The organism is Bacillus sp. ok061, from assembly GCF_900108285.1.
In the GTDB taxonomy this organism is placed as follows: Bacteria; Bacillota; Bacilli; order Bacillales; family Bacillaceae_G; genus Bacillus_A; species Bacillus_A thuringiensis_S.
Genome location: NZ_FNUW01000009.1, coordinates 92,465 through 112,051, shown reverse-complemented (window position 1 = coordinate 112,051; position 19,587 = coordinate 92,465). Strand labels below are relative to the sequence as shown.

The following is a 19,587-nucleotide window of genomic DNA, read 5'->3' as shown; positions in this document are numbered from 1 at the left end:
CTATAATAAATTCTGAAAACATGTTAAGCTAGTAGAGGGATTATTAGAACTATTAAGATAATAATCCGCTTACATGAACGATGGGAGGCTTCACGATGTCTAGTAAAACACTTGCGAAATTTTTAGAAGAAAATTTAGAGGATTTAAAATCAAAGGGGCTTTATAACGTAATTGATCCGCTTGAGAGTTCAAATGGACCGATTATTACAATTGGCGGAAAAGAATATATTAACTTATCTTCAAACAACTATCTTGGATTAGCAACAGATAGTCGTTTGCAAGAAGCAGCAATTGGTGCTATTCATAAGTACGGTGTTGGAGCAGGGGCTGTTCGTACAATTAACGGTACTTTAGATTTGCATATTAAGTTAGAAGAAACAATTGCAAAGTTTAAACATACAGAAGCAGCAATTGCTTATCAATCAGGATTTAACTGTAATATGGCAGCGATTTCAGCCGTTATGGATAAAAATGATGCAATTCTTTCAGACGAATTAAACCATGCTTCTATTATTGATGGTAGTCGTCTATCAAAAGCAAAAATTATTGTTTATAAACATTCGGATATGGAAGATTTACGCCAAAAAGCAATTGCGGCGAAAGAATCAGGTCTTTACAATAAATTAATGGTAATTACAGACGGTGTCTTTTCAATGGATGGAGATGTTGCAAAACTACCAGAAATTGTTGAGATTGCAGAAGAGTTAGATTTAATGACATACGTAGATGATGCACACGGTTCAGGTGTACTTGGAAAAGGTGCAGGAACTGTAAAGCACTTCGGTCTTTCTAATAAAGTTGATTTCCAAATTGGTACATTATCAAAAGCAATTGGGGTAATTGGTGGATATGTAGCAGGGAAACAAAATTTAATTGACTGGTTAAAAGTTCGTTCACGTCCATTCTTATTCTCTACAGCATTAACACCAGCTGATGCAGCAGCTTGCATGAGATCAATTGAAATCTTAATGGAAAGCACAGAGTTACACGATCGCTTATGGGAAAATGGTCGCTACTTAAAACAAGGATTAAAAGAACTTGGCTTTAACATTGGAGAAAGTGAAACGCCAATTACACCTTGTATCATTGGGGACGAAGTATTAACACAAGAATTTAGTAAACGTCTAAATGAAGAAGGTGTATACGCAAAATCTATCGTGTTCCCAACTGTAGCAAAAGGAACAGGGCGCGTTCGTAATATGCCTACAGCAGCTCATACGAAAGAAATGTTAGATGAAGCAATTCTTAAGTATGAAAAAGTAGGAAAAGAAATGGGCATCATTTAAGTAACGACATCTTTTGAATAGCTTGCAAATGAGGAGTGGGGAAAATGAAAAAAATTCTAGTAACCGGTTCTTTAGGGCAAATTGGTTCTGAACTAGTAATGAAACTTCGTGATGTATACGGCGCATCAAATGTTATTGCAACAGATATTCGTGAAACAGATAGTGAAGTAGTAACGTCTGGTCCATTTGAAACGTTAGATGTAACAGATGGACAAAAACTACATGATATCGCAAAGCGTAATGAAGTAGATACAATTATTCATTTAGCAGCTTTACTTTCAGCAACAGCAGAAAAAAATCCGTTATTCGCATGGAACTTAAATATGGGCGGACTTGTAAATGCATTAGAAGCAGCTCGTGAATTAAACTGTAAGTTCTTCACGCCAAGTTCTATCGGTGCATTCGGTCCATCGACGCCAAAAGATAATACACCGCAAGATACAATTCAGCGTCCTACTACGATGTATGGGGTAAACAAAGTAGCAGGAGAATTACTATGTGATTATTATCATCAAAAGTTTGGCGTAGATACGCGCGGTGTCCGTTTCCCAGGTTTAATTTCTTACGTAGCTCCTCCAGGAGGCGGAACGACTGATTATGCAGTTGAAATTTATTATGAGGCGATTAAAAAAGGTGTATACACCTCATACATTGCTGAAGGAACGTACATGGACATGATGTATATGCCTGATGCTTTACAAGCGATCATTTCATTAATGGAAGCTGATCCAAGTAAGCTAGTGCATAGAAATGCATTTAACATTACGGCAATGAGTTTCGAGCCAGAGCAAATTGCAGCATCAATTCGTAAACACATTCCGACGTTTACAATGGATTATGCAGTAGATTCAGCTCGTCAAACAATCGCTGATAGCTGGCCAAACTCTATTGACGCAACTGCAGCAATGAAAGAGTGGGGCTTTAAAGCAGAATACGATTTAGACAAAATGACAACGGACATGTTGGCTAAGTTAAAAAAAAAGCACACAGCTGAGTTAGTGATGAATTAATAGGAAGAGCTGATTCTTAGGAATTGGCTCTTCCTTATTTTTGAGGGAGAGAAGTCTTATGCAAAGAGTTGACGTCGTATACGCACTAATACATAACGAAGAAACAGATAAAATATTAATGGTACATAATGTAGAACAAAACGTTTGGTCATTGCCAGGCGGGGCTGTGGAAAAAGGTGAAATATTAGAGGAAGCACTAATAAGAGAAGTGAAAGAAGAGACAGGTTTAATTGCTACGTTAGGTGGGCTTGTTGCGATCAATGAAAAATTCTTTGAAGAATCAGGGAATCATGCACTATTTTTTACATTCCGAGCGAATGTAGTAAAAGGTGAACTTATTGCGGAAGATGAAGGTGAAATTTCTGCAATAGAGTGGATAGATCGAACAATTGCGAATGAGCGCTTCCCATACTATGACGAAGGATTTGAATCGTTATTAGAAGTAGGCATTCCATACAAGTTTCAACCAGAAACAAAGTAATTGAACGGAAAAAGAGGAGCCACAAGGCTCCTCTTTTCTATTCAATCGTCTTCAGTAATAATTTTTTCAGTAATGGTTTAATCTTCAATCGTAAATCTTCAGCATGATTTGCAACTAAGAAGTGATGGTTATAAATGTTCTTCATTAATTGATAAGTTGCTTCTTTCGCTTCACCTTCTTCGATGAAGATTCCGATTACTTCCATACCACTTTTACGAGCAAGTTTGACAGCTTCATGCGTATCTAAAATACCGTCTTGTTGATAATCTAGCGCAGAAGGCTCACCATCTGTGAAGACTAGTAAGAATTTATGTTTCTCAGGTCTTTTTGCAAGCTTTTCAGAAACGATACGAATAATATATCCGTCGCGGTTATCTTCTTCTTCACGAAGTTGCATAATTTCCGGACCAATGTTTGGTAACGTTGAGTTTTTATAATTTACAACTTCATGGATAACGTTCGGCTTATCTTCAGGTTTAGCGCTAGAGGCATCTTCCCAAAATCCGCTAATAGCGTGCGGGATTTTTAAAGATTTTAAAGCTTCATGGAATAGTACAACACTCTTCTTCGTTTCTTCCATTTTGTTATACATAGAACCAGAACAGTCAACTAACAGTTGGAATGCAACATCGAGTTCTTGTGACTCTTGTCCTTTTTTATAAAACATACGCGGCTGTTTTTCGGTATAAATACGAAGGAATTTTTTGCGAAGTCTTCCATAATATTTATCACTATTCGCATTCGTTTTATTTTCAATCGTTTTTTCGATAATTTTCTTTAATTCTTTTACATCTTTATTGACGACTGATTTGATAGCTTGGTAATCTTTTTTCTCATCGATATTTGCTTTGCGAGCTTCTTTAAATGTATGAGAAGCACCTACATTATACTTACCGTATGCACCGTCGTGCTGGCTAGAAGCGTGTGAAGCCCTTGCTTCTTCTGTATCAGCGCCATCAAAGTTGGATTGTGTACTTTTTTGAGAGGTACCTTGTACAGAACCAAGTGCTTGGTCGCCATCTTCTGATTCACGAGCAGTATCGCCCATCATGTTTGTTTTTGTTCCGCTTTCTAATTCAAAGCGTAAAAAGTTCTCGTTTTCGTTATTTTTATTTTCACGATGCCATGTGGAGAAACTTTCATCCATTTTGTTTTTATTTTCATCGTCATCTATAAGCTGCGTATCATCATTTGCTAAATCTTCGACGCGACAGTTCTTTTCATCTGCAAGGACAGATAAGTAAAGTGGAGCATGCCCGAAATAGTTGTTAAGCATATCACTTTCAAGAAGCGCCTCTAAGCGATAGCGAATTTTCTCAACGATATACATAATATCTTCTGTATTACGTGCTTGGAATGTTTCATGTAAAATTGCTTCAATTTTCTCGAAATATTCATTATTGAACATTTCATATTTATCGCTCGTTAATGAAAGATAGCATAGGCAAAATAGACGATCACCGTGATAATTACGAACGCGGTTTATTTCATTTTGAGAGCCGAAATAATTGCGGTACATTTCTTTTCGGCGTTTAAAAATATGCTTCGTGCCAGGACGTAAGTTCTTTACGATTTCCTCAACGCGTAAATCTTCTAATAGAACAAATAATTGTGTTAAAAACTTTTTTAGGGGCGATTCTTGCAATTCAATCGCATAAGAACGAATTAAAGTCATGTCCGAGTAATGTTTATTACCAAGTGCTTTTAAGAACACTTCGCTTTTTAATCCGATTACTGTATCTTCTTCTTTTCGATCATCCCAAAAGTGACTAATGACAACTTTCTTTTCAATTTCGTCGTAGTATGCTTTATAGCCATATTCAAGATAGGCATCGTCTTCTTTTAGAAGGGCATACATTAAGTTTTCCATTTGTAGAAACAGCGACGCATCAATTTTTTTGTCACTAAAAATTTGTCTCATAAATTATCCCTCAAAGAAATAACTTTCTGCTAATTCACGGACAGTCATTTGTTCTGTTTCATCATTAAGTTTTGCAATTATGCTTCGTTCAATAGCTCGCATAACAGGAATATATACACCTAAATCACATGCGTCGATAATACCACGAATACTTGCTGCTTCTTCACTTACACGTCCATCGCGAGCTAAAGGCATAAGGTCGCTTGCAAATGCAACAAACTTTTCAATTGTTGCAACATCATTTAATTTTGATTCTGCTAATAATAGTTCTTTTAATGTGTCACCTTGAATATAAGGAACTTCAATAATAACGAAACGGTTTTTTAATGCTTCATTTAGTTCACTTGTTCCAACGTAACCTTCGTTAATCGCAGCAATTACACGGTATTCGTCATCACCGTATACAACCTCTTGTGTAAATGGGTTTGTGATCATTTTACGGTAATCTAATGCACCGTGAAGTAGCGGTAAAGTTTCAGGTTTTGCCATATTGATTTCGTCAATATATAGGAAGTGACCGTTCTCCATTGCTTTCATAAGAGGACCGTTCACGAATGAAACTTCAGATGCACCATCTTTCGTTTGTAGTGTGTTGTATCCTAAAATACCTTCTACATCTAAGTCGACAGAGCAGTTAATGCTATGCATTGGTTTTTGAAATAAAGAAGAAAGAGTTTCCGCGAGTACTGTTTTACCACTACCAGTCGGTCCTTTTAATAGAATGTTCTTGCCAAGAAGAAGTGCTGTAATCGCATCTTCGATAATGCTGTTATCAGATGCTTTATATATTTTAGTACCGATTAAATGAGCATTTTCACCAGCTTCTTGTTTATTCTTTTCATGAATCGTAGAAAGCTGCTGTTTTAAATCAGAATGTATATGAAATTGTTCTAACATGTATTTCCCACCTAACATTATTTTCATAAAGTAATACATCTTATGATAACTTGTTTTAATATGGTATGCAAAGAAAAGGAAGGAGGATAAAGGGAAAAGAAAAAGCAATCAAGATGAAGTTGATTGCTTACAGTAAAGGAGAAATGAGCCTCATGAAAGACTCCAATATGCGTTTTTTTATACTTCTTTTTTGGAAAGAGTTCCATTTAATTTCAGTTGAATGTTTAAAATCTTCTTCAAAATCACGTTTAATATCTTGAACTGTTTTTGATTCATAAAGTACGCTAATAATTTCGTAATTCAATTCAAAGCTACGTACATCCATGTTCGCTGTACCGATAGTTGCAATTGTATCATCAACGAGTACAATTTTTGCATGCATAAAACCATCTTTATAACTGTAAATAGAAGCACCAGCTTTTAAAAGCGGAGTGAAATAGGATTGAGATGCTTGATCACTAATGATGCTATCACTTTTACCTGGATATAAAATCCGTACATCTATTCCGGCAATTGCACTTAAGCGTAATAATGTTAAAGTTTCTTGATCTGGAATAAAGTAAGGTGTAGCGATCCAAATAGATTTTTTTGCAGAGCCCATAACAGCTAATAATGTATTACGAATACTTTTATCATCGGAGCTTGGTCCGCTTGCTACGATTTGAACAGCACCTTCTGCATTTGAAATCTCTTTACCTGGGAAGTATTGTCTATTCATGAATTGATCCCAGGAATAAGTATTTAAACCACTAGAGGCATAGAGCCAGTCTTCTAGAAAGATTGCTTGTAATTTATATAATGCTTTTCCCTCTATTTTTAAATGACTATCACGCCAAACGGGGAATTTCTTTGAACGGCCAAGATATTCATCACCGACATTGAGTCCTCCGGTAAAACCAATTTCTCCATCTACAATAACGATTTTTCGATGGTTACGATAATTGACAGTTTCAAGTAACCAAGCTGAAAAAATAGGGTCAAATTCTACAATTTCAATCCCAGCTTCTTTCATAGGTTGCAAAAATCTTCTTCTTAACGTATTACTTCCAAGGCCATCATAAAGGAAGCGTACAATAACACCATCTTTTGCTTTTTGTATTAAAGCATCTCGAACTTTTGTACCAATTTCATCAGATTTATAAATGTAGTATTGAATATGTATATGATGTTTTGCCTGTTCTATAGCTTGCAAAATCTCTGAAAATGTTTGATCTCCGTTTGTTAAAAGTTTTGTAGTTGTTCTATCTGCGGCAGGACCGCCTCCAAATTTTTGTATGACTTCTGTTAAATGCATGGAACGTTCATTTAGTGGGACTGTGAGTAATAACTCTAGTCTTCTTCCTTCTAATATTTCACGGAATAATTTTCTTTGTTCTTCTGAACGATGGAGATGTTTTTTTCTTCTCCAGCGGCTGCGCCCGAAAATAGCGTATAAAAGCACACCTATAATAGGAAGAAGTGCTAATACTAAAAACCACGCTAATGTACTTTGTGGAGATCTATTTTCTATAAAAATAACGAATGAAATTCCTACGATTGTAATGGACCATAGAGCACCGACAAATGTATATAACGAAATATACGATGTATTTAATAGGAACAGAACGATAGATACAATTGTAAATATTAATAGTAATTGAACGATAGGCTTCTTCATTTCTATATAATTCCCCTAATCTTTTTTCAATATAGACTTCTTAAATAGAAGATGTAATATGACATCTTTATTATAAGGTGTTTTGCTTTTTTTACAAAATATAGACATATCACCTATACTTTCCGCATTTGTCCTACATACAGTGTACTATCCCATTTTTTATCTCACTCTTAACGCATATGAAAATGAAAAAATCGAAAAGGAGCGGAGAAACATGCATTATATAGAAAACAATGGATTGTACTATCGGAATCATCATCATGGAGGACACAATCATGGTGGGCACAATCATAACGGCGGACATCATCACCATGGAGGACACAATTACCATGATCACCATCATCATCACGGAGGCGGATGGGGCTGGGGTGGTGGTAGTTCATGGGGAGGCGGATTTTTCCCTGGAAGCTTTGCGGGAGGAGTGTTAGGTGGACTGACAGCTGGCGCATTAACGGGTACAGCAAGTGGAGGGTATTATCCAGCTCCATATCCAGTAACTTATCCATCACCATACCCTGTAACGTATCCAATGCCATACCCAGGTTATCAGCAAATACCATATTCGTATTAAACTAAAAAAGAGGCTACCCTCTTTTTTAGTTTAATACGGTATTTATTTATAAAATACTTCCAAAATTAAGGTGAAAATATGTTAATATTTTGTTATTGTAATTCAAAAACATATACATTAATGTAGATTTTCATATTATTATTCGTGAATAATTATGTAGTATGGTCTAATTTCTATTTTGTTATTAAAGAGTAAAGAGATCTGATGTGAATGGTATTAGTTAGAAACAGGGCTTGGATAGAGCCACTTAAAAGGATTGCAGTATAATAAGGTGCGAAATAATTAGGGAGATGAGAAGCTACTAGTTATAATTGAAACGGTATAATATTGCTTTTTATTACAAATAATATTATGTTATTTTAATCGGTCTATTTAAAAAGATAATTTATGTAATGGGCTAGTATTAGAAAATGAAATATCTCTATTTCTATGAAGAGAAACAGGTTGTGTTTTAGTCAGATAGGAAGCAAGGAGAGATGCGCATGCTAGAACAGAGAGGTCATGCATTATATGACTCTTCATTGCGAGATTTAAAGTTAGCATTAGATGAGTCTTCAATTGTTGCAATTACAGATCGAAAAGGTCTTATTACATATGTAAATGATAAATTTTGTGAAATCTCTAAATACAAAAGAGAAGAATTAATTGGAAAAGATCACCGTATTTTAAATTCAGGACATCATCCGAAAACCTTTTTTCAAAACTTATGGAAACGTATTTTGAATGGGAAAGTATGGACAGGTGAGATTCGGAATCGAGCAAAAGATGGTACATATTATTGGGTCAAAACAACAATTGTTCCATTTTTAAATGAAAAAGGAGAGCCATACCAGTTTATCGCAATTCGAAATGATATTAGTAGTAGAAAAGAAGCGGAACATAGATTGCGGCTAAGTGAAAGTCGTTATAGGGAACTTGCCTATCATGATGCTTTAACGAGTTTGCCGAACCGTTTGCAATTAATAACGACCGTTAATAAATTGATTGCAGATAAAAAAGAATTTGGTATGATTTACTTTGATTTGGACCGTTTTAAATTAGTAAATGATACGTTAGGTCATATGATAGGGGACTTACTTTTAAGCGAAGTCGCTTCACGGTTGCATTATGTACTAGGAGAGAAAGATGTTCTGGCTAGGCTAGGTGGCGACGAATTTGTGCTGTTAACAAAAAATCATAGGCAAGATGATATGAGTCAGTTAGCGACATCTGTGTTGTCATGTTTTCAGGCACCATTTATATTGGAAGGCCATGAAGTATACATTTCAGCTAGTCTAGGACTTTGTTCTTATCCACAAGACGGACAAGACGTGGAAACGTTATTGAAAAACTCTGACTTAGCTATGTATAGTGCAAAAGAACAAGGTAGAAACGCTGCATGTTTCTTTACAGATGAGCTACGCGCGAAAATAAATCGTAGAATGAAAGTTGAGTTTGCTTTGCAAAAGGCAATTCGTGATGAAGAGTTAGATGTAGCATTGCAGCCTATTATTGATTTGAAAACGAAGAGATATTCTGGTATAGAAGCTTTAGTACGCTGTATGACAGAAGACGGACCCATTGCACCAAGCGAATTTATCCCGGTAGCTGAAGAGTCTGGACTTATTATAAAGCTAGGAGACTGGGTATTAGAAAAATCGTGCCGATTGTTTAAAACATTGCCAAATTATCAAGAAGGGCTAAAGTTATCTGTGAATTTATCTATACAACAATTAATGCAGAAACGTTTTATTTTGTCTGTACGTAGCATTTTAAAGAGAACTGGTTTTCCTCCGAACCGTTTAATATTAGAAATAACGGAAAGCATTGCAGTCCGCCATTTTGATTATATTATTGCTACATTACAAGAATTAAGAAATATGGGTGTTTTAATTGCTTTGGATGATTTCGGAACTGGCTATTCTTCCTTATATTATTTAAAACAACTACCACTGGATATTGTAAAAATTGATCGTAATTTTATTCGTGAATTTCATTATGATCACGCGCAACCAGAACGAACAATTGTAAAATCTGTTATTGAAATTGCTCATAGTTTAAATTTAGCAGTAGTTGCTGAAGGGGTAGAAACAGTAGAGCAAGAGAGTTTGTTACAATCAATGAGCTGTGATTATGTACAGGGATTTTATTATGCGAAACCTTTATCTGTAGGAGAGTTAAAAGAAAAGTTAATTACAGATTTTTAATAAAAAAGAGAAGCCAGCAGCTTCTCTTTATTTAATCCGTTTTTTGTGAGTCTTTCATTAGTACTGGATAAAGAATAAGACCTAATACGAACAATCCAATTCCTAAGAAGAACGTTTTTAAATCAGCAGTTCCCGTTTTGATAACCCAAATTGAGTATACAAATGCTAATGTAGTGATGATCCCGTCCTTTATTCGAGAACCAGGCATTATATCATACGTTTCTCCTGTAATAACCAGTTTGAATTGGTACAGAGTAGAAACTAGGTATGGAATTAAATAGGCTAATGTTGCTACGACAATAGCGAAACTATAAGCTTCTGAAACAGTACCAGAAATCGTTGAAAATAAGAAAATTTGCGTCATTACATTTGTAATCAATAATGATTTTGAAGGACTACCTTTTTTATTTGTTTTCCCGAAAAACTTAGGGAAAAGTCCATTCTTTGCTGCCTGGTAAGGTACTTCTGAACTAACAACAATCCAGCCAACTGTAGATCCAAATAAAGATATAAGAGCGAGTAAAGCCATTATATATGCGCCTTTATTTCCAATTGCTAAATTTAATGCGTCTACTAATGGTTTTTGAGACTCTTTTAAAGCATCTTGCGGAAGAGCTCCCATTGTAAGTAAAGTAATTGACATGTAAATAAGAAGAGCGATAATTAATCCGAAAATCGTAGCTTTTTTTACATCGCGCTGTGATTTTGCACGATTAGAAAGCATAACTGCTGATTCAATACCGATAAATGCCCAGAGTGTTGCAATAGCAGCTGAATTGATTTGTCCGCCTAACGAGATGGATTGTCCTGCTTCATTCATAAAGGTTTGACCGTCTCCGAAATTAGAGGCATTGAAAATGAATAATGTAATTACAATAAACATTGTAAATCCGATAATTTTTGCAATGGTAGCAAGTAGATTCATATTTCCAGCTCGATCAATATTTTGAGAAAGAATATATTGAATTCCCCACAGCATAAGGCTACATACGAGGAAAGTTAATCCTTTTCCGAGTTCTAGTGAAAATCCGTTTATTGAAAAAAGAATTTGCTTACTTTGTAAAACTGGAAAGAATGTTGATAAATATCCAGCAAAGGAAATAATAACAGATGCTGTTGCAGCCCAGTTAGCAGCCCAATATCCCCATGCCATACTATATCCTGCAACTTTACCAGCTTTTTTTGAAGGAAACATCGCTTGAGCGTAGCTTTGTGGTCCAGCTTTTAATTCTGGTTTCCGAATCGCTAAATTTCCAAATACAAGTGCAATCATAAATACGCCAAGGCCTGTAATACTCCATGCGAGTGTAGAACCCATTGGACCTGATACTTGTGCTAAATTTGCTGGAAGCATAAATACGCCACCGCCAACCATATTCCCGATAACAAATGCTGTTAAAACCCATAATCCCCATTTTTTCGTTTCCATTTTTGTTAACTCCTTTGTAGTAAGTTTTGCTTAAACATCATTTTTTACTAGCTTTTTGACAATAAAAAAAGAGCCATGTAGATAAAAAAATACCTACATGGCTCTTTCGCCAAAGCGTAGGTACAACGGGAATAACCCTTGTACCTACGCGTAATTTTTCCGCTAGGTTTCAAGGGTTACGTATGATGATGATGTTTTTGTGCAAATGTAACTACATTTGTTGTATAAGTAAGCATAGTTCTTTGCTCCCTTTCTCCTCTGATTTTGAAGTTAGTATACTACATGTTTTTTTGAATGAAAAGAAAAATATAAAAATTTTTATAAAAATACGTTTTAAAGATTAAATATTTACCTATATTTTTCTTGTACTGGAAAATAAGTGAGAGATTGGCAGAAGAGTGAAGCATGTTATAATACATATAGAATTAGAAGGTGACAAGGGGCTATTGTAGATGATGAGTAAGTATGAACAAATTTATACAGAAATCAGTAAATCTATTGATAATAAACAATTAAAAGAGGGATGCAAAATCCCATCAGAAACAGAATTAATGAAGCAGTATGAGGCAAGCCGAGGGACGGTAAGAAAAGCTGTAGATTTACTGCAAGAGCGTGGATATGTGCAAAAAATTCATGGAAAAGGTGTTTTTGTTTTAAAGCGAAAAAATATTGAATTTAATTTTGGCGGTATTGTAAGTTTCCAAGAAGAAAATGAACGTTTAGGACGTCATTGTATTACGGAAGTTGTGGAAATGGACAAAGAAAAAGCCACAAAAGAAATTGCGAAATTATTAAATGTAAAAGAAAAAACAGAGATTGACCATATTAAACGTGTACGAAATATTGATGGAGAAAAAGTAATTTTAGATATAAATCATTTTGTATCTGAGTTTATTCCAGGGTTAACGAAAGAAATTGCAACGGCGTCAATTTATAAATACATCGAGAAAGAATTAGGGCTACATATTAGCTATTCACAGAGGGTAATCGAAGTACAGTCATGTACAGAGGATGACAGAAAGTATTTAGATTTAAATGGAACAGACTATGTTGTCGTTGTGAAAAATTTTACACATTTGTATGATGGAAGTCAGTTTGAATATACAGAATCACGCCACCGTTTAGATATTTTTCACTTTTCGGATGTGGCACGCAGGAAGTAAAGAGGTGGAACAAAATATTGTTTCATCTCTTTTTTTTTATAAAAAAAACACAAACTCGTATATACGAGTGTTGACTAACTTATATATACGAGTTAATATGTAATTGTAAACGGTATCAAAAAAAGAAAAGAGGGACGGGAATATGGGGAAAGACTATCGTAAAACAGCAGAGGAAGTGTTGCAGTATATTGGAGGGAAAGACAATATTGAACAAGCTGCACATTGTGTGACGAGGCTCCGTATCGCTTTAAAAGATGAAAGTAAAATAGATAATGATAAATTACAGTCTGTTTCATTAGTGAAAGGGGCGTTTCATAACGCTGGGATATTTCAAATTGTAATTGGTCCAGGGGATGTAGATCGTGTTTATGCGGAATTGATAACGCTTGCAGGTATGAAAGAATCGACTGTAGCTGACGTAAAAGATTCCGGGAATCAGAAGTTAAATCCAGCTCAAAAGTTTGTAAAAATATTTTCGGATGTATTTATGCCAATATTACCAGCGATCGTAACAGCTGGTTTGCTAATGGGTATTAACAACCTATTAGGCGCAAAGGACTTATTTTTTGATGGGAAAAATTTATTAGATGTTTATCCGAACTTAGGCGGGCTTTGGGATTTAATTAATATGATGGCGAATACAGCATTCGTATTCTTACCAGCACTTGTCGGTTGGTCAGCAACGAAGCGTTTTGGTGGTAGTCCGATACTAGGGATTGTTATGGGATTAATGCTTGTGCATCCAGCCTTATTAAACGCGTGGGACTATGGAAAAGCAGCGACTGGTTTAGACGGACAAAAGATTGAGTACTTCGATATTTTAGGACTGTTCCAAATTGAGAAGGTAGGATATCAAGGTCAAATTTTACCTATTTTAGTAGCTGCATTTGTGTTAAGTAAAGTAGAAGTTTTCTTAAAGAAACATGTACCAAATGCAATTCAATTATTAGTTGTACCAATTACAACAATCGTTGTGACAGGTGTGTTAGCATTAGGAATTATCGGTCCGGTTACACGTCATATTGGAGATTTATTAACAGTAGGATTAGTAGGTGTATATGAAACAGTACCAGTAGTTGGAGCAGTATTGTTTGGAGCATTATATGCACCGCTTGTAATTACAGGTATGCATCATATGTTTATTGCAATTGATTTACAATTGATTGCACAGCACGGTGGCACATTTATTTGGCCGATGATCGCTCTTTCTAACATTGCGCAAGGTAGTGCGGCACTTGCGATGTTCTGGATTTCTAAAAATCAAAATGATAAAAGTATGGCATCTACATCAGCAATCTCGGCATATTTCGGTATTACAGAGCCAGCTATGTTTGGTGTAAACTTACGAAATAAATTCCCGTTCTATGCAGCGATTATTGGCTCGGCTATTGCAGCTATATTTATTACGTTAAATGGTGTATTAGCACCTGCTATCGGAATTGGCGGATTACCAGCATTTATTTCTATCATTCCGAAATCGATTCCAATGTTTATTGTCGGAATGATTATCGCAGTTGTAATTCCATTTACGTTAACGTGGTTATTTGCAAAACGAGTAAAACAGAAGTAGGAGGAAGTTAAACATGAAGGATTGGCATAAAAGTGTAGTCTATCAAATTTATCCGAAGAGCTTTAATAGTTATTACAATAGAGAAACCGGGGATATAAAAGGTGTTACAGAGAAACTAGATTATTTAAAAGAACTCGGAGTGGATTATATATGGTTAACACCGATATACCAATCACCACAAAATGATAATGGATATGATGTAAGTGATTACTACAGCATTGATCCATCTTACGGAACGATGGAAGAGTTTGAAGAACTTTTAGCAGAAGCGAAAGTACGTAACATTGAGATTATGTTTGATATTGTTGTAAATCATAGTTCGACTGAACATAAGTGGTTTAAAGAATCGAAGGAAGATAAAAATAGTCCATATCGTAATTACTATATTTGGCGTGATGAAAAAAATAATTGGCAGTCTAAGTTTGGTGGATCTGCTTGGAAATATGATGAGAAGACGGAGCAATATTATTTACATTTATTTGATGAAACACAAGCTGATTTAAATTGGGAAAATGAAAAACTTCGTGAAGAAGTATATGATATGATGCGTTTTTGGCTGGATAAAGGGGTAACGGGATTCCGATTAGATGTCATTAACTTAATTTCAAAAGACCAATACTTCTTAAACGATGAAGGTAATACTGCGACAAGTGATGGACGCAAGTATTATACAGATGGTCCGCGTGTTCATGAATATTTACAAGAGATGAACCGAAATGTTTTTGCAGGAACAGATGTAATTACAGTTGGAGAAATGTCATCTACGACAATTGATAATTGTATTAAATATTCTAACCCTGAGCGCAATGAATTAAGCATGACGTTTAGTTTCCATCATTTAAAAGTAGATTATCCGAATGGTGATAAGTGGACGAAAGCAGAGTTTGATTTTATTAAATTAAAAGAGATTATGTCTAACTGGCAAATTGAAATGCAAAAGGGCGGAGGATGGAATGCGTTATTTTGGTGTAACCATGACCAGCCTCGCATCGTGTCACGCTTTGGTGATGATGGAAAGTACCGAAACGAATCTGCAAAAATGTTAGCGACAGCCATGCACATGCTGCAAGGAACGCCTTATATTTATCAAGGGGAAGAAATCGGTATGACGAATCCTAAATTTGAGTCCATCGAGCAATATCGTGATGTGGAATCGTTAAATATATATGATATAAAGCTAAAAGAAGGGCTATCAAAAGAAGAGATTATAGGGATTTTAAAGCAGAAATCTCGTGACAACTCTCGCACTCCGATGCAGTGGAATGAAGAAATAAATAGCGGGTTTACAACAAGCACACCTTGGATTTCGGTCGCTGAAAACTTTAAAGAAATAAACGTAGAGAAGGCATTAGAAGATAATGAGTCTGTATTTTATCATTATAAAAAACTAATTGAACTAAGAAAAACATATGATGTTATTACAGATGGAGAGTATGCTATTTTAGATGTAAATCATCCTAAGATTTGGGCATATACACGTGCTGTAGAGAATGAAGTATTACTTGTTGTAAATAACTTTTATGGAGAAGACATCACATATTCCGTACCAGTGAATATTCAATTGGATGGAATGGAACAAGAGATAGTATTATCAAATTATAAAGATTCAAGTGTGGATGTTAATAATCTTAACTTAAGGCCATATGAATCAATTGTATATAGATATACGAAATAAAAGGTTGTATGCCGAGGAGGCATACAACCTTTTATTTTAAGACACCACTATACAAAATGCTTACTTCTACTTCAGGTTTAAACTTTACTTTTGCATAATCTTTATCCCAATTTTTTTTCTTCCATAAATCAGGGTGATAAGCGATAAGGTGTCTGCCGATACCGAAAGCATCACAGTTTGCTTTTTGTAGCTTTTTTGTTATTTGTTTCGCTTCTTTCGTAAGTTGCTTTGATAATTCTTTATTTAGTTTTTTTCGTTCCCACATTTTATAAAAATCATCTCTTGGAGCCTCAAGCGCTATAACTTTTAGTTGAAGCTTAATGTGAGCATAAACATTTCCTTTTTTATCTGTTGTTATTTTTAAGTCTCGTTTTAATTTCCGATTGCTAATTTCCATCGTTAAATAATCAGATGTCGTCTCTGATTCATCGCTAGTAAGTTTTTGGGTGATACGGGCACTTGTTCCCATTTTTCCAGTTAATAACACGAATAAAACAGATTGTTTCAAAGGTAAATGTCCAGTTAATTTATCTTTATTAAATAAAGATAACCCGTTTGTGATAACTTCTTTTCCTTTTATTTTTATAGAAGGGAGGGTGAAATCTTTACCCGGATCTAACATTTTTGTAGCAGCTGTTTCTAAAGTTTCCTTTGGGAACACACTCATATCTTCTAAACTTTTCACTTTTTTCTTTAGGAAATCTCCAATTAGTAAATTTCCTACTTTCTTTTTTTTTAGTATTTCAGCTGTTTCACCATCTACTGAAATAAGTTTTACCAGAGCAGTAGGGTTTGTGGGGTCTCGAAAACTAATATCTAAAAAAGGAAATATTCCTTTTTTTTGAATTTTTGTTCCCAAAAGTTGCAAACCGTATTTGAAATATCGAATGTTTCCAGTCACATTTTCTTTCAAAGTATCGCTAGTGTCTCGTATGTTATGGCCAGTTGCTGAATGTATTTCATTTTCAAATGAAGATTGTTCGCTTCCTGAACTTCTTACAAGTTCAACCGTTTGCTGAAGTTGATTTTCTTCTGTAATATCAAATCCAATACTATAAGCTAATCTAGCCTCCCTTAAAGGCTCTTGATCCCAGCAACCAGAAAGAAGTGAGCTAGCACATAAGATACTACATAATTTAACTGTTTTTTTGTGCATATGGAGCTCCTTTCTTATTTCTTAATAAGGAATAAAGAAGAAATAAAAAAGGAAGAAAGACAATGAAAATATAAGTGAATTTATCAGTGAAATTTGCAATCGACTTTAATTCTTCAGGTGTATCTATAAATAAGGCGATACTAAAAGAGATAAGTCCAACAATTGGAACAGATTTTTTATGATTAGTAAGGTTGAATATATGCCCAATGCCTATAGAAGCAACGTAGTAACAACTAGCGATAGAAGCTACGACAGTTATCATCCAAATTGGTATGAATATTAAATCAGTACGGTCTATAATCCCAATATGTAAGGATCGCAATAAGTAGGCGACTGGATCTGGAATAAGCTCAATTTGCTTTGGGCTAAATACGATAAAGCAAATCCAAACGGTAAAAGTGTAAAAAAGAGTTACAAATCCATTAGCGATAGAAATGGCCTTTAGCCGTGCAATCGGATTCCCATTTACTTTTGGAAAAGCAATAAGAATAATTTCAAAACCATACATGGCTGTAATTGTTTCCTTAGATGCTTGAATAATATTCAACCATCCAGCCTCTGTAATGGGGAAAATATAAGAAAAATCAGCTCGCGTGAGCCCAAGGGCAATTAAAAGGGCCATTGGTAAAATGAGAATAGAGGCCATAACATAAAATCGTACAATGACTTTAAACGTATTATAAGCTACATAACAACAAGCTATTGTAAATAATATGAGAATTGCGTACCAAGGAGTTGCTTGCAAAACCCATACTTTAATGACATTACAAGCATTTAACATAACGGTCATACCTATAAGGGTAAAATAAAAAACATAAGAGAATCCTAATAGTTTTCCAAGTTTATTACCAAACATCATACAAACAATTTCATATATATTTGTATTAGGAAACCTTCTTAATAAGAACCACATAAGGAAAATGATAAGTTGAATCGCGAGCCCAGCGATGAGAACAGAAATCCATCCGCCACCTTTCGCTATCGGGTGAAGACGGTTTGGTAAAGAAAGTATACCAACTCCGATTTGACATTGAATAACGAAAAAGGTAAATTGCACTAGCGAAATTTTACTTTGCGTGTTTGTCACTGTTCTCATCCTCCCTCGTTACAAGTTGTCTTTGCATTTTTTTCGGCTTTGAATCATGTGGTCGTTCCCCAAATGACCAAATTGGAAGTCTGACAAAAGCATCTTTCATATCTTTTATATTCATTGGTGCAAGAGGAGAAAGATATGGTGTATGAAAAGAATGAAGCTGACATAAGTGAACGAAAATTATAATTAAGCCAAATGAAATTCCAACATATCCGAATATAGCAGCAAGGATCATTAGTGGAAAACGAAGAATACGAACTGCTGAACTCATGTCGTTGGATGGAACGAGAAAAGACGCAATTGCAGTTAAAGCTACAACAATAATCATTGTGTAAGAAACGAGTCCGGCTTTTACAATCGCATCACCAATTACTAAACCGCCTACAATACCGATTGTTTGTCCAACTCGGCTTGGCAAGCGAATACCAGCTTCCCGTAATAATTCAAAGATTAATTCCATTAAGAGAGCTTCAAAAATAGGAGGAAGCGGCACTTTTTCTAAAGAAGCTTTAATTGTATAAACGAGTTCAAGTGGCAGCACATCAGGATGAAAAGCGACGGTTGCGATATATATAGCTGGTAAGAGAAAGGCAATCAAGAAGCTCACTAGGCGAATCATTCGGACGAAAGAACCAACAATCCAGCGGTTATTATAGTCGTCTGGTGATTGATAGAAAGCAAATAACGTAACAGGAACGATAAGTGCTGTTGGATCTCCATCAGATAATATAGCAACTCGACCTTCCATTAAATTAGCGACAGTTCTATCTGGTCGCTCTGTATTTAATTGTTGTGGAAATGGCGAGAAAGAATTATCTTCTATAAATTCTTGTATATAACCTGGTGCCATAAGGGAATCGGTTTTTATAGTTTCTAACCTTCTTTTTACTTCTGTAACTAAATCGTCATTAGCTATGTTTTGCATATAAGCAATAGCTACTTTCGTGTGCATTTCTTCACCGAGTGTAAAATATTTAACAACTACATTTGGACTCTTAATGAGTTTACGAATAGAGGCTAAATTCGTTGCTAAATCTTCTACAAAACCAGTATGTGGTCCGCGTACAATCCCTTCATTATCAGGCTCTGTTATAGCTCTCTTTAAAGATAAAGCTGTTTCGAAAATGCAAAAACTGTCGACATGTTCATGAAAATATAATGATTTACCTTGTAATAAGAGCTGTACCCCATAATTTAAATTCGTTTCTTTTTTCATATTTAATGTGGAAAAGGCTTTATCTAAGGACAAATCAGAACGCGTTAATAATGGTTCAAGAGCAAATTGATGAATTAGATTTGGATCTGCTAAAGATTCGATATATAAGATTGTTCCTTTTCCATTTTGAAAAGGGAGATCTAATTTTTTTATATCATCAGAATGGGAAAGTTTATTTTCAATGTAATTAATGTTCTCCGGAAGTGATGGAAACATATGCTTTTGGTTTTTACTCTCTTGTTGTTCTTTTTTCTCGGTCATAATTTCCACCTCTTT

General features: G+C 35.1%; 15 protein-coding genes. 8 read left to right on the top strand and 7 right to left on the bottom strand.

Annotation, left to right across the window (positions count from 1 at the left end):
• Nucleotides 1–95 precede the first annotated feature (95 nt).
• The 3 genes from C4S65_RS14415 to C4S65_RS14405 are packed head-to-tail and all read left to right on the top strand — an operon-like array spanning nt 96 to nt 2,777.
• Nucleotides 96–1,286: a glycine C-acetyltransferase gene (locus C4S65_RS14415; protein WP_097820778.1), complete on the top strand. Its 1,191-nt coding sequence runs from the start codon at nt 96–98 to the stop codon at nt 1,284–1,286.
• A gap of 44 nt (nt 1,287–1,330) precedes the next feature.
• Nucleotides 1,331–2,296, top strand: coding sequence for an L-threonine 3-dehydrogenase (locus tag C4S65_RS14410; protein ID WP_061668105.1), 966 nt, complete (start codon nt 1,331–1,333; stop codon nt 2,294–2,296).
• A gap of 58 nt (nt 2,297–2,354) precedes the next feature.
• Nucleotides 2,355–2,777: an NUDIX hydrolase gene (locus C4S65_RS14405; protein ID WP_061668106.1), complete on the top strand. Its 423-nt coding sequence runs from the start codon at nt 2,355–2,357 to the stop codon at nt 2,775–2,777.
• 37 nt (nt 2,778–2,814) lie between these two features.
• Here C4S65_RS14405 and C4S65_RS14400 read toward each other — a convergent pair whose 3' ends face one another.
• The 3 genes from C4S65_RS14400 to C4S65_RS14390 all read right to left on the bottom strand — a co-directional run bounded on the left by C4S65_RS14400 (nt 2,815) and on the right by C4S65_RS14390 (nt 7,252).
• Entirely contained in the window at nt 2,815–4,698 is a 1,884-nt protein-coding gene (locus C4S65_RS14400; RefSeq protein ID WP_103945270.1) for a VWA domain-containing protein, read from the bottom strand.
• Between the two features lie 3 nt (nt 4,699–4,701).
• Entirely contained in the window at nt 4,702–5,595 is an 894-nt protein-coding gene (locus C4S65_RS14395) for a MoxR family ATPase (RefSeq protein WP_097820779.1), read from the bottom strand.
• Nucleotides 5,596–5,722: 127 nt separating this feature from the next.
• Nucleotides 5,723–7,252, bottom strand: coding sequence for a cardiolipin synthase (locus tag C4S65_RS14390; protein ID WP_061668108.1), 1,530 nt, complete (start codon nt 7,250–7,252; stop codon nt 5,723–5,725).
• Nucleotides 7,253–7,466: 214 nt separating this feature from the next.
• Here C4S65_RS14390 and C4S65_RS14385 point away from each other — a divergent pair, with 214 nt between their 5' ends.
• Together C4S65_RS14385 and C4S65_RS14380 are read left to right on the top strand one after the other, a co-directional pair.
• Nucleotides 7,467–7,823, top strand: coding sequence for a hypothetical protein (locus C4S65_RS14385; protein ID WP_000558974.1), 357 nt, complete (start codon nt 7,467–7,469; stop codon nt 7,821–7,823).
• Between the two features lie 482 nt (nt 7,824–8,305).
• Nucleotides 8,306–10,009 carry an EAL domain-containing protein gene (locus C4S65_RS14380; protein WP_000893347.1) on the top strand — a complete coding sequence of 568 codons (1,704 nt, stop codon included), beginning with the start codon at nt 8,306–8,308 and terminating at the stop codon, nt 10,007–10,009.
• A gap of 31 nt (nt 10,010–10,040) precedes the next feature.
• Here C4S65_RS14380 and C4S65_RS14375 read toward each other — a convergent pair whose 3' ends face one another.
• Entirely contained in the window at nt 10,041–11,438 is a 1,398-nt protein-coding gene (locus tag C4S65_RS14375; protein WP_000448446.1) for an amino acid permease, read from the bottom strand.
• Nucleotides 11,439–11,890: 452 nt separating this feature from the next.
• On the opposite strand from C4S65_RS14375, the gene treR reads away from it, so the two are divergent.
• The 3 genes from treR to treC all read left to right on the top strand — a co-directional run bounded on the left by treR (nt 11,891) and on the right by treC (nt 15,846).
• Nucleotides 11,891–12,601 (top strand): trehalose operon repressor, encoded by a 711-nt coding sequence (treR, locus tag C4S65_RS14370; RefSeq protein WP_000987243.1) that lies wholly within the window; start codon nt 11,891–11,893, stop codon nt 12,599–12,601.
• A 142-nt stretch (nt 12,602–12,743) separates the two neighbouring features.
• Nucleotides 12,744–14,171, top strand: coding sequence for a PTS system trehalose-specific EIIBC component (gene treP / locus C4S65_RS14365; protein ID WP_000513932.1), 1,428 nt, complete (start codon nt 12,744–12,746; stop codon nt 14,169–14,171).
• 13 nt (nt 14,172–14,184) lie between these two features.
• Nucleotides 14,185–15,846 carry an alpha,alpha-phosphotrehalase gene (gene treC / locus C4S65_RS14360; protein WP_103945269.1) on the top strand — a complete coding sequence of 554 codons (1,662 nt, stop codon included), beginning with the start codon at nt 14,185–14,187 and terminating at the stop codon, nt 15,844–15,846.
• A gap of 31 nt (nt 15,847–15,877) precedes the next feature.
• On the opposite strand, the gene C4S65_RS14355 is transcribed toward treC, so the two are convergent.
• Genes C4S65_RS14355 through gerKA form a run of 3 tightly spaced genes read right to left on the bottom strand, consistent with a single transcriptional unit; the run spans nt 15,878 to nt 19,572 of the window.
• On the bottom strand, nt 15,878–17,002 hold the full coding sequence (locus C4S65_RS14355) for a Ger(x)C family spore germination protein (RefSeq protein WP_097960554.1): 1,125 nt from the start codon (nt 17,000–17,002) through the stop codon (nt 15,878–15,880).
• Nucleotides 16,983–18,089 (bottom strand): endospore germination permease, encoded by a 1,107-nt coding sequence (locus C4S65_RS14350; protein ID WP_000185803.1) that lies wholly within the window; start codon nt 18,087–18,089, stop codon nt 16,983–16,985. Before C4S65_RS14350 ends, C4S65_RS14355 begins: the two co-directional genes overlap by 20 nt.
• A complete protein-coding gene (gerKA, locus tag C4S65_RS14345; RefSeq protein ID WP_061668112.1) occupies nt 18,070–19,572 on the bottom strand; it encodes a spore germination protein GerKA in 1,503 nt (500 codons plus the stop codon). Before gerKA ends, C4S65_RS14350 begins: the two co-directional genes overlap by 20 nt.
• Between the last annotated feature and the right edge of the window lie 15 nt (nt 19,573–19,587).

Excerpts from the sequence above, each read along its gene's own strand:
- C4S65_RS14415 (WP_097820778.1), top strand. The coding sequence starts at position 96 with ATGTCTAGTAAAACACTTGCGAAATTTTTAGAAGAAAATTTAGAGGAT.
- C4S65_RS14410 (WP_061668105.1), top strand. The coding sequence starts at position 1,331 with ATGAAAAAAATTCTAGTAACCGGTTCTTTAGGGCAAATTGGTTCTGAA.
- C4S65_RS14405 (WP_061668106.1), top strand. The coding sequence starts at position 2,355 with ATGCAAAGAGTTGACGTCGTATACGCACTAATACATAACGAAGAAACA.
- C4S65_RS14400 (WP_103945270.1), bottom strand. The coding sequence starts at position 4,698 with ATGAGACAAATTTTTAGTGACAAAAAAATTGATGCGTCGCTGTTTCTA.
- C4S65_RS14395 (WP_097820779.1), bottom strand. The coding sequence starts at position 5,595 with ATGTTAGAACAATTTCATATACATTCTGATTTAAAACAGCAGCTTTCT.
- C4S65_RS14390 (WP_061668108.1), bottom strand. The coding sequence starts at position 7,252 with ATGAAGAAGCCTATCGTTCAATTACTATTAATATTTACAATTGTATCT.
- C4S65_RS14385 (WP_000558974.1), top strand. The coding sequence starts at position 7,467 with ATGCATTATATAGAAAACAATGGATTGTACTATCGGAATCATCATCAT.
- C4S65_RS14380 (WP_000893347.1), top strand. The coding sequence starts at position 8,306 with ATGCTAGAACAGAGAGGTCATGCATTATATGACTCTTCATTGCGAGAT.
- C4S65_RS14375 (WP_000448446.1), bottom strand. The coding sequence starts at position 11,438 with ATGGAAACGAAAAAATGGGGATTATGGGTTTTAACAGCATTTGTTATC.
- treR (WP_000987243.1), top strand. The coding sequence starts at position 11,891 with ATGATGAGTAAGTATGAACAAATTTATACAGAAATCAGTAAATCTATT.
- treP (WP_000513932.1), top strand. The coding sequence starts at position 12,744 with ATGGGGAAAGACTATCGTAAAACAGCAGAGGAAGTGTTGCAGTATATT.
- treC (WP_103945269.1), top strand. The coding sequence starts at position 14,185 with ATGAAGGATTGGCATAAAAGTGTAGTCTATCAAATTTATCCGAAGAGC.
- C4S65_RS14355 (WP_097960554.1), bottom strand. The coding sequence starts at position 17,002 with ATGCACAAAAAAACAGTTAAATTATGTAGTATCTTATGTGCTAGCTCA.
- gerKA (WP_061668112.1), bottom strand. The coding sequence starts at position 19,572 with ATGACCGAGAAAAAAGAACAACAAGAGAGTAAAAACCAAAAGCATATG.